The sequence below is a fragment of the Hassallia byssoidea VB512170 genome, from assembly GCF_000817785.2.
Lineage (GTDB): Bacteria > Cyanobacteriota > Cyanobacteriia > Cyanobacteriales > Nostocaceae > Hassallia > Hassallia carrinoi.
This window is the reverse complement of the sequence record NZ_JTCM02000014.1, coordinates 55877-67322: the sequence shown is the minus strand read 5'-3', so window position 1 is coordinate 67322 and position 11446 is coordinate 55877. Positions and strand designations below refer to the sequence as shown.

The window sequence follows — 11446 nt, the reverse complement described above, 5'->3', positions numbered from 1 at the left end:
AACTGCGTGATAAACAAACAACATGTTTTCAGCTAAAAATCCCCAAAGCGCGACAACTAGTGCATTAACAACAGACATAACTTCAAATACTTCGACCAAAGATGATTTAAATACTTCTTTGAGCTTGGGGAAAGCCTCACAATCGTTACAAGATGAAGCATCGGCGACAGCAAACCCCAATCCTAATCCTTACCTAACCAGTGCAGCGATTGTTCCTGATTTCAACGGTGATGGTAAAGCGGATAAAGTCTGGGTTAATAGTGCCACCGGTGAAACTCAGGTTTGGCTGATGGATGGTTCAACAGTTACTGAAAAAGGTTCGCTGGGAACATATGACGTATCCTCATGGAATTACAACATTGCCGATTTCAATGGTGATGGTAAAACCGACTTTTTGTTACACAACAAGTCAACGGGTGAGAATGTCGTTGCGCTAATGGATGGGACAAAAGTTGCTAGTTCAGCTTCTCTAGAAAACGTTGACCCAGCGTTGACATCTAGCATTGGCGATTTCAATGGCGATCGCAAAACCGATATCTTGTGGCACAATACCCAAACCGGTGAAAATACCATTTGGGAGATGGATGGCACAACAGTCACTTCTTCAACTGCTTTAGATAAGTCAGACCCAGCGTTCACTCCTACCATTGTTGATTTTGATGGCAACGGTAAGAGCGACATCTTCTTGCGTAACATGACAACCGGAGAAAACAAAGTTTTGTTTATGGATGGCGATCAAGCCACTCCATTTGATCTACAATCGCAGGATGCAGCTTGGACTGCTACCCTTGGCGATTTCAACGGTGACTTGAAGACTGACATTTTGTGGCGTAACGAGCAAACCGGAGAAAACAAAATTTGGACGATGAATGGTGTCCTCGTTAATGAAGGTTCTCTAACAACGCTTGATGCCAACTGGGAATCTAGCATTGGCGATTTCAACGGTGATGGTAAGACTGATATCTTGTGGCACAATAAGCAAACCGGTGAGAACGCTGCTTGGTTGATGGATGGCACTACAGTTAGCAGCGAAGCTGTTCTAGCGCAATCTAATCCATCGTCAAAAGCTAGCATTGGCGATTACAACGGTGATGGCAAGAGTGACGTGTTCTTCCGCAATTACGAAACCGGTGACAACACCATTTGGACAATGGATGGAACAAATGCAACTGAGACTCCTACGGATGCACTTTCTCCTGAGTGGTATACCATGTAATTCGTAGTAAGCATTTTAACGCTTAAATTAAGGACTCTTGTTCTGACTGCGAATCTAATTTTCAATTACTGAATATGACTTGTATATTTATGTGGGTATACAAGTCATATTTTTTTACTTTCATCGAAGGTCGCAACTTTGAATAGAAACCCGGTTTCTTTAAGAAACCGGGTTTCTTGGCATCTATATTGCTATAGTTGAACAAAACAAAAAGTTTGGATGTTATAAAGTAACAGAAAAATCAAAAATAAACAGTTAAAAATAGTTATGAAAAGTAGTAAAAAATAAATTCTATGTTGGAATCGAAAAATTCCTTAATTGTTTCTACAGATAGTGCTTTAAAATCATTTGAATCGGTAAAAGATTTGGGAGACAAGCTTAATTTAAATAATTTTTTAGGTTTGGGTAAATCCTCAGAATCAGCACAAGCAGCAGAAAATCCGAATTCAATTTTCAACAGTCCGGCAATTCTTGCCGATTTCAACGGTGATGGTAAGACAGATAAATTTTGGCGCAACTCTCAAACTGGTGATACCTCAGTTTGGCTGATGGATGGCACAAGAGTTGCCGAAGCGGGTAATTTGGGTCAATTTGACTCAGCCTGGAATTACAAGATTGCTGATTTCAACGGTGATGGTAAGAGTGATATTTTATGGCGTAATAGTCAAAGTGGTGACAATGTTATTTGGTTGATGGATGGCACAAGAATTGCCTCTGCGACTACTGTGTTGCAAGTTGACCCATCTTGGAGTAGTGACATTGCCGATTTTAATGGAGATGGTAAGACTGATATATTGTGGCGTAATTCTCAAACTGGTGAAAACGCAGCTTGGCTGATGGATGGCACAACAGTTAACACTGCGGCTTTTTTACCGACATTTGATGCCAACTGGACTCGCAGCATCGTAGATTTTAATGGCGATCGCAAGACTGATGTCTTTTGGCGTAATACTGTAACAGGTGAGAATAAAGTTTGGTTTATGGATGGTACGAAAGAAAGTGAGTATTCTTTATCGCAACTCGACCCATCCTGGAATTATACCCTTGGCGATTTCAACGGAGATTTAAATACTGACATTTTATGGCGCAATACTGTAACTGGAGAAAACAAAGTTTGGCAGATGAGTGGTATCTTGATCAATGAAGGTACTTTAACAACACTTGATGCTAACTGGACATCTAGTATTGGCGATTTTAACGGCGATGGCAAGACTGACATTTTTTGGCGCAACTCTGTAACAGGAGAAAATACTGCTTGGCTGATGGATGGTACAAATATTGATACTTCTGCTTTTATGCCAAAAGTTGACCCAGTTTGGAGTCCTAGTATTGGCGATTTTAACGGTGATGGCAAGACTGACATCTTCTGGCGCAATACTCAAACCGGCGATAATACAATTTGGGAGATGAATGATACCATAGCCACTCCCACCAATATAGACCAACTTCCTCTAGAGTGGTATTCTTAATATCTGTCTAACTCCTGCCGTTGCGAACATACTTATTTTTGATACGTTGCACTTGCTGTTGAAACTCCGCACCTTTTTCTGGATTCACCATTGCGACAAAATTGGCAAAGCCAGCAATGGCAGCGATTAAATTAGCATTACCCCAGTGCTTTCCTTCTAAACCGTCTTTCTCAATTTGAAAGAGGGTAGCGCGAAAGCGTTTTAATGTTTTGTTGTCAACGTTGGGTTTATCGTTTACCACCACTCCCGTAACTTCCTGCTGGCGAGATTTTCGCAAAATTCGGGTTTTTTCTTGGTTGATGGTAAAGCCTTCGTGAGTAACAATTGATTCTGTGCGTTTGAGGATATTACATATATGGCGCAAACTGTCGCCAGAAGCAGAAAATGTCAAATCGTCGGCATAGCGGGTGTAAGTAAAACCTAATTTTTCTGCCATCGCCGTTAAACGTCGGTCTAAGCGGCGACAGAGTAAGTTAGTAATTGCGGGACTTGCTGGGGAACCTTGGGGAAGGTGACGTTCATCGACTGCAACATAATAAGTTTTGCCGTCAATTTCTAAACTTTCGACTTCAGCAGCGGTAGACACCAAGCCGAAAATTGTCGCCGCTGCTTCGGAATAGCCGAAGGAGTGAAATAAACCTTTGACTCGTTTATAAGAAATAGAGGGGAAAAAGTCCTTTAAGTCGAAGTTGATGATTACATCAGCGCCGACATGGGGTGTAGCATTGGTGACGATAGAGCGATCGCGTCTAAAGCCATGTGCTGCGTCATGAAGTTCCAGCTTTTCCAAAATATTCGCCAAAATCCAGTGCTGTGCCTGTTTTAAATTTGGCATCGGTGCGGAAATTATTCTTTCTCCCCCCGTCTTTTTCGGCATTCTGAAGCGGATGTAGTGCGAAACTGTCGAGGTTTTGCGGTCAAATGCCAAAAAGCGGAGTTTACCTACAGTAATTCCCATCGCAGCGGCAATTTGTTCGGCGTTGTTGCATAGCGGTAAATTGTAGGAGTGCAACCTTTCTTCATTGCCTTGAGTGTTATTTAATCCCGCAGATACATCCTCCCCAAGATAGATAATATCTTGCTGCTGTTTCTGCTTCCAAACTTCTGCACGCGATCGCCGTTCTTGTTCGCGGCGTTCTTTTGTTTCTTGACGCTTGCGTTTGGATTCTTCTAAACGTTGCTTTAATAAGCGCTTCCGTAATTCCTTTTCATCCTGTAATTTTCGACTTTCTTGCCGCAGTTCGTTTAGTTCGCGGCGAATTTCTCCAGCGCGGCGAATTTCATCTGCTGGATCTTGCGGCATTTCGCCTTGTGCAGACCAGAAACCATAACGTATCATTTCTTCGAGGATAAATTCCTCTGTGCCAACTTGTCGAATGCGATCGTATAGTTCTTGGCGAGTACGTGGTTGGTCGGACATATCGATTTTGGATTTTAGATTTTGGATTTTGGATTTTGTTAGGTTTTACCAATCATTACCAAAATAATTTGATGGATATTAAAGTGTCATCCCCAAAGGTGGGTTTTGGGTGAAAGAAAAAAACTCACGCGCCATAAGTAGCGGGTTTCCCCTTCGTAAAGGTCTCAGGACTAGACTGCTCTACTCAAGCGGTACCACCTGGGGGACCTTCTTTAACTTCATAGAAGTCAAACCGTAAAAGGGTCCCCCAGGTGAAGTACCGTACAGTCAAGACAGGCTAGTGATGTATGGTTAGACTAAGCGCAAGGACGACGAACCATCGTCCGGTTTGCAAGGTTGTTTCGCGTAACTTATAGATGCGCGTGAGTTGTATCCAGTTTATTCGCGGTTTACCGATTTTGGGAAGATGTGGTGCTAAATTACCTACACCTTTATCGTGGAATGTGCCAAATCAAACAGTTTATTAGTAATAAGTCTCAATTAACATGCTGTGAGTTTGACAAACTAAGATTGCAGGTATTTTAGCAGGGTTTCGGCGTAAAGTTTAGGATCGCGCAGATACATCAGGGGGCTGCCGTGTAGAACTTTGGTGGTAGAATGCGGAACAAGTCGGGCAGTGTCCTCAATAAAAGGTGTAAACATGGTGTCTTGCATTGCCCACATTAGTAAAGTCGGAACTGTGATAAGTGGTAAACGGCTTGCTTCTGAGTACCTCAAGACTGCTTCTATCCCCTCGTAGGTGCGCTCCTGCCGAGACATCACTTCTTGAAAATAGATTTCAAAACATTCAGAGGGTTCATCAATACATAGTGATTTTATCCGTTGCCAATTAATGCTGTAGTGGCTGCCATCTTCTTTTACTTCTGGTGGTCCATAAAAGAATGGTGATTGACGTAAATCTTGACGTGCTGCTTCGTCTTTCCAACGAGGCATTCCAAAAAGTACCAGCTTTTTAATTCTAGTTGAACAAATCACCGCTGCTTCACAAGCAATTGCAGCTCCGGTGCTGTTGCCTACTAAGTAAAAATCTTCAACTTTCAGTGTGTCCAGTACCTCAAATAAATCTGTAGCATACTGGGGAATAGTCCACTGAGTAGGTGGATTTTCTGACTCGCCTTGACCGGGAGTATCTAACACAATTACCCGAAAATGAGGAGCTAATAGCGGCATAACTCTGATAAAACTACGAGAAGAAAAGTAAGTTTTGTGGGTGAGTATTAGTGCCGGACCATTGCCTGCTGTCCGGTAATGCACTTGACCCCACGACCGATCCACAAAGCCTCTTTTAATTTTGATTGCCTGTTGTTGAATCATTTTCTATTGTGTACACGGCAGCCCTAAAATAATTATCCCGTGCAACAGACGTGCTGAAAATACTGTTCTTTATTGTTGTAGTTTAGACCACTACCACAGAGGTGGGTTTAGTATGTGTAGGCGCGAATTTCATTCGCCAGCCTAATTAGTGGAAGATATATATAAAAAATCACGCGCTATTTTTTGTTGGTTTCCCTTCGTAAATCCCTCTGGACTAGACTACTCAACTCAAGCGGTCACGGAAGCTATCGCTTCATTCACTTCGTAGAAGTCAAACCGGAATAGCGATAGCTTCCGTAAGACCGCACAGTCAAGAGTAGGCTAGTGATGTATGATTAGGCTAAACGCAAGGACGACGAACCATCGCCCAAATTGCAAGGTTTCAACTCAACAAATGCGCGTGATTTGTTAGCACTGACGAGCGTGTTGCATTCGCAGTGCCAGAATGTGTTCGCAAGGACCTTTATACAGCTTGTTTTGCTGATGCCAGTTGCAAGTACATTCTGCGTCGATTATACGCTCATCTCTATCAATCGTCAAAGATAAATTTAAAGTTTTATCTTTGTCGTTAACGCTACCTTGCAAAATTAATGCGCCATTGTCAGTTACTGAAGTTACGCGCACTGCATTTTGACTCAAAAACCTCGTTGCGCTTTCTTCTCGTGGGTTGGCGAAGCGCAAACGCTCGATTGGTAAGGGTTCGCGGCTGAGTTCTCGCACGCGATAAACTTGTTTATTTAAGTCGTAAATTGCACGTCCGGCTTGCGTGTAAGCACTTAAAGCACCAAGTACCGCCGTGCGACTCAAATTTAAGCGTTGTGCAAGGCGATCGGGACTTTCTAACCAATTTTCCCGCAGCGCGTCAAAAATGAGCTTTTGCGTCCATTCGTCAACGTCTGCGCGGGGTGCCATTAAATCAAAATTACCAGATTGCGCCCAATCGTTTGCCGTCCATCCAGATAAACCGAGGGTAAAGGACATATCGCCTAAATCGGCGACGTAGAATGAAGGCATACCCGTACCCAACAAATGAACGGTGAACTTTTTGGCAACGGGGATGAGACGTTCTAAAATATTAAGACGGCGACGTCCCCAAACGCGAATTGTTTGGGGTTGAATTCCGGTGTAAGGCGATCGCGCACAAACTACTTCAATATTCCACGGTTCAAATACCACCCGCACGGGTTCACCTGGGTTCAGATGATAGCGCATACTGCGGGGTCCGGTTGTCTCTTTATGGCGACGCAAGACAAAACAGATATTATGAATATCCATCGGGTGCAAATCGAACTGCGTCGCAGGTAAAGACATCGCCGAACTAACTTGTAAAAAGCCTCTTACCCAACTATCAGGTAAATCGATTTTGACTTCTTTGTAAGCTTCTTCGTTTGTAGTTTGAACTTCAAACCCAGAAGGATCAACTTGTAATTGAGTACTCTTATAACTGCGGATTTTCTGAAACTCATCGTACAACGCTGCCGAATAATCAACATTCGTTGTACCGCAAGCGAATTCATTAATATTTTTAAAGACTTCGTAACTTGCACTCAAGCGTCCATAACTCGATTCATCTACGCTAAAGCACTCAAAAAATACTTCATCCGGATGAACTGTGATTACCGGATCGAAGACAAAATAAAAGTCTAATTGCTTTTGCCAAACATAACGCCTAAATTTGTCTCTAGCTTTATAATAAGGAGCAAAGCGTTCAGAACTGCGCTTGCTTAACTGATTTAATTCTTCTTGTAATGGTTTAATTTTGGCAGCGACATCTTGACGCATAGCTGCAACTAATTGCCAATCAATTTCATCTTGTTTAGCACGCCATTCTTTGTAAGCAGTTTTGTCTTTTGGTTGAAAACGCATATCAGAGACAACCACATCATGTAAAGCGCTAATCGCTTCACGAAAAGCGACATTTTGCCGCAATTCTCCCACAAAGTAAGTCGGGGGACGTTTCGTATCTGGAGAAAATGACATTTGAGTGTTTCCACCGCTTTCGTTAACAGCGGTACTTTGTTTATAAGCGTAGTTAAATTCCATAATTTTAGTTTTGATAATTGGTTGCGTAGACGCGTAGCGACTTGTCATCAGACATCGCAATCAGCCAACTTGATAAATTATTGGTCGATATTTTGGCTTAGGAATAGATTTACCTTCAGCAGTAGCCGTTTCTAGCCAAGCAGCTTTAGCAATCATTACCTCGCGAACTGCTTCTTCCGGTGTTGAACCCCAAGCAGAACAGAATTTCAAGTCAGGTATGTCAGCAATATAACCTTCATCTTCTTCGCTGTAGAAAATGTTAATGTGATAATCTTTCATGATTCATCCTCTAAAGAAAGATTGTACTGTTCTACTATTAATAAAAATTGACGAACTTGATAAGGTACTGCTTTGCCTTTTTTATTTTGAATGTTGATTATTTCTGGTATTTCTGGATGCTGAAAGATATGATGACTGCCATGAATTCGTGACAGAGTAAAACCAAAGGCTTCAATCAGCGTCACCAGTTCGTCAAACTGGATATTCTTTGAGCCAGAGAGAACTTTTTCCAGCAGCTTCCGTTTTTTCATCAGTAATTATATGGTAGCTAAATTCTAACTTCAGCAACAGGCTTTACATCAATCGGCAACGAAAACTGAGGATAAATTTTATGAATTTTTAACATAATTTGTATCGCCTTTGCTTTATCTCCAATTGCCATAGTTAGCGATTGTCTCGTCATAATCTCAGCCACAATTTTCGCTGCTTCTTCGCTTTTTTGCGCCTCAGCATCCAGAAAAGCAAAAATTCGCTTTTTCGCAACACGTCCGGAATTCACGCGGCATAATACACTTATAAAATAAGGCATCAACTCCCGCAAACGTTCTGGATTATCTACAGCATACTCTTGCAAATAGTTAGTTGCAAATAACTGCATATCTGCTGATGGATGTTCGCTGAATTTCAACAGATATTCTTGTCCATCTGCTTGTTGGAAATTACGAGTTAATAAATCACGTCCAAGTTTACGCGCATCTTCACGCACACTATCACAAATGCTTACCAAAATCTTCGGGGTGAATTCTTCAGAACCAAATTCTGTAGTAAATATCCTCAAAGCAAATTCTCGCGAATCTTGCCATTTTGACTCTAGTATCCGCACCGCTGATAACATTTCTTCGGAATCTAAACGCAAGCGATTTAAGATTTGTAAAAACATCTGCCGTGCAGCTTCTCGCAGTGAGAAAATTTCGTGATTGGCAAGTTTGACAATTTCGCTAGCGGCAAATTCTGTTATCCAAGTGTTGCTATTTGCATTCAGCACTACACCAGCTAATTCTTGTGCAGGTGAAGACTTTGCCGCAAGTAGATTTAAAGCGGTTTCTTTAGTAACGCTTGTCATCCATCCTTGCAAATCTTCCCGCAACAAACGTACTAAATAACTGTGAACACCTTCATGGTTTTCGGGAGTTAGCAGCACTTCGATAAAATCAAATGCTAAATCGATAGTGAAAGCTGGATAAGCGGCTCCTAAACGGTGGATAATAGGTTTAATCGCATTGCGAATTTCTGCATTTGCATTCACTGCCATTGCGACAATTAAAATGCTTTCCTCACCGATGAGTTTTTCATCAGGTAACTGTCCAAATAGTCTAATACCGATAACTCGCACTGATTCGTGAGAAGATGCAAGTAATGATTCAATTATTTCTGGCGGCAAGTTTTCTGCTCTAATTTCGTGATTTAATAAAAGACGAGCGCCTAATTCTTGAATTTCCACCAATGGATGTGTCAATAAATCATTGATGACACTTAAACCTAAGTTACGCAATTGAGGTGCAAAACTGAAGAGTAAAGTTTCACCAATTTCTTTTGCCATCTCCCCTTGGTTTGAGGATAATGTTAATAATTCGGCAATGATGCGTCCAATTAATACTTTTGCTGTGGTATCTGTGAAAATAGTAGAACTTAAAAGTCTCCGGGCAAAGGTGCGAGTGTCAGTCTGTTGACTGGTGACTAAAGCAGCGATCGCATTACTATCTTGCAAAAAATATTCGCGTTTTTCATCTATCCAGCTGTAAGCTTGAATACGAGCGCGTTCATACACGCAATTGGCTAAGGCAAGAACTAATTCAATGTTGGGTGAGGTGGAATTGTAGTTAAGCAGCGCTAGTTCAAATGCAAATTGCGCTGTAACTTCATAACGTTGATTAACAAGTTGGATGATTGTAGGTATATCAATCGAAGCACAAAAGCGATCGCACGTTCTCAAAACTTTGACTGCAAAATGATGAACGCGATCGCATTCACTCTGCAATAATAAATATAAAAGCGCATCTGGGTTTTGCTCCCAAAGTTGCCCAAAAGCTTCTTCTCTAACTGCCGGTTCTGCATCTCCCGGTTTATAACCTTCCCGACACTGCCACGCTTGAGAGTTGGGTTTTAACTCATAGCGGGGACTGTTTTCGTAAAGTATATGATTAAATGTCAAATATCCAGCAAAAGCATCCCAATTGCGTCGAAACTCAGTGCGTGTCCAGTTAGAACGATTCCAGCGATAGAAAACTGACTCTCTTACTTCTTCAGCATCTTCATCAGAATATTGAAGAAGAACGCCTACAGCCATTTTAACATAGTCAGGGTCATTTTCTTCGCCTAACTGTTTGAGAGTACGCCAAACGCGACGTAGCAAATATTCACGAGTATTGCTGCTGTAAGCGATTCTTGATTCAGGATGTTTTAGTTCGGCTTGAACTTCACTACCTTTAGATTCATAACGCTGTGTTTGGCGATTATAATTACCCCATAAGGTTTTTCTTAAATGTCCCCCGCTTGGCAGACTAACATAATAAGATTTGCTAGAGAAACCTGCTTTTTCTATCTCTAACCCATAAGCAAGAATACCAAACACTTCTGCATCGTGACGATATTCCGCCATTTTGAAAATATGGCGAAGTTGTTTAAAATAGTTTGGTTTGAAAGGTGCGTTGCATAAAATATCAAGTAGTGCAGGACGAACGTATTGATTATCAATTTGATAAATCGTATCTAAGACGGCAAAATGCTTGTAGTTACCTTGTTCTAGATAGTTAGATAAAGCTGTTGCAAACTTTTCTGAGGAACCATTTCGCGCTAAATTTTGTAACTCAGTTGGTAACAATTCAATTCGTTCAGCTTGCAAAGAAGCTGTCTTTTCTGCATCAGATAGTTTTAAGAGTGCTTCAAAAGCGATGCGGCGAACAAATTCGGGATTTGAGAGATTATTATATAGCTGAGTGACGCAAGCGATCGCACTATCATCCCCACACCAACCCAAAGCCCAAGCAATGCAATAATCTCTTAGTGGTTCACCAGTACCAATAAGCTTGATTAGTAAAGGTGTCGCTTCACTAATTTTAAGTTCTCCTGCCCGCCAAATTGCCCTTTCTAACTTTGATTTACTCGGTTTGTCGTCAGCAAGGCGATTGAGAACTGCTTGTTTGCGTGGATCGTCGCTAGACTCAACTGGTGGTGGTGTCGATTCTAAATTAACTGGTTGAGCGTTAACATCACGATATCCCTTTTTAGTCTTTTCGCCAACCAGCTTGTCGAAGACTTGCTGCGCTTCTGTTAAAGGTACGGGTTGAGTAGTTTTCGTACCTTCTTTTAGATTAGTGCCCCGCCGTCCGTAACGGAAGTTAACTACATAACGATCTTTACCAGTCTGACAAAGATCCACTTCGTAGATTTTATCAGAAGTTCCTTCTTGATAGTGCAGTGTAGTCTGTTTAATTAATTTCATCGCACCCATCTTGCTACTGTGCTGATGACAATCTATTGTGGCTCGATTTTGCCAGAGTTGCCAGATGCGGGGTAGTTAGAAATTGTATTTTTTATACAACACCTTCCAAGAGCTTACACCCTATAAGGATACAGAAGAGCGAATCAGGGGTCTTGCCCCTTATACGATTGTAGAGACGTTTTGCCGGACACGATTGTAGAGACGTTCCGCTGGAACGTCTTTACGAAGGTTTTTTGGTAAAATGAGGGGTCAGACCTACCATT

At 41.7% G+C, this 11446-nt stretch carries 8 protein-coding genes; 2 read left to right on the top strand and 6 right to left on the bottom strand.

The window, feature by feature from the left end:
• The first annotated feature begins 22 nt into the window (after nucleotides 1-22).
• The gene (locus tag PI95_RS09740; RefSeq protein ID WP_052324678.1) at nucleotides 23-1216 is read left to right on the top strand and encodes an FG-GAP repeat domain-containing protein; all 1194 of its coding nucleotides are present in this window, start codon (nucleotides 23-25) and stop codon (nucleotides 1214-1216) included.
• A 293-nt stretch (nucleotides 1217-1509) separates the two neighbouring features.
• On the top strand, nucleotides 1510-2685 hold the full coding sequence (locus tag PI95_RS09735; protein WP_039737994.1) for an FG-GAP repeat domain-containing protein: 1176 nt from the start codon (nucleotides 1510-1512) through the stop codon (nucleotides 2683-2685).
• Nucleotides 2686-2692: 7 nt separating this feature from the next.
• Here PI95_RS09735 and PI95_RS09730 read toward each other — a convergent pair whose 3' ends face one another.
• The 6 genes from PI95_RS09730 to PI95_RS09705 all read right to left on the bottom strand — a co-directional run bounded on the left by PI95_RS09730 (nucleotide 2693) and on the right by PI95_RS09705 (nucleotide 11183).
• Nucleotides 2693-4105, bottom strand: a complete 1413-nt coding sequence (locus PI95_RS09730; protein WP_039737986.1) for a reverse transcriptase family protein — start codon at nucleotides 4103-4105, stop codon at nucleotides 2693-2695.
• A 504-nt stretch (nucleotides 4106-4609) separates the two neighbouring features.
• On the bottom strand, nucleotides 4610-5419 hold the full coding sequence (locus tag PI95_RS09725) for an alpha/beta fold hydrolase (protein WP_052324677.1): 810 nt from the start codon (nucleotides 5417-5419) through the stop codon (nucleotides 4610-4612).
• 408 nt (nucleotides 5420-5827) lie between these two features.
• Nucleotides 5828-7510 carry an SWIM zinc finger family protein gene (locus PI95_RS09720; protein WP_236117006.1) on the bottom strand — a complete coding sequence of 561 codons (1683 nt, stop codon included), beginning with the start codon at nucleotides 7508-7510 and terminating at the stop codon, nucleotides 5828-5830.
• A gap of 12 nt (nucleotides 7511-7522) precedes the next feature.
• Nucleotides 7523-7741, bottom strand: a complete 219-nt coding sequence (locus tag PI95_RS09715; RefSeq protein ID WP_039737984.1) for a type II toxin-antitoxin system HicB family antitoxin — start codon at nucleotides 7739-7741, stop codon at nucleotides 7523-7525.
• Entirely contained in the window at nucleotides 7738-7992 is a 255-nt protein-coding gene (locus PI95_RS09710; RefSeq protein WP_039737982.1) for a type II toxin-antitoxin system HicA family toxin, read from the bottom strand. The genes PI95_RS09715 and PI95_RS09710 overlap by 4 nt, the downstream gene beginning before the upstream one ends.
• Nucleotides 7993-8009: 17 nt before the next feature.
• Entirely contained in the window at nucleotides 8010-11183 is a 3174-nt protein-coding gene (locus PI95_RS09705) for a WGR domain-containing protein (protein WP_039738349.1), read from the bottom strand.
• Between the last annotated feature and the right edge of the window lie 263 nt (nucleotides 11184-11446).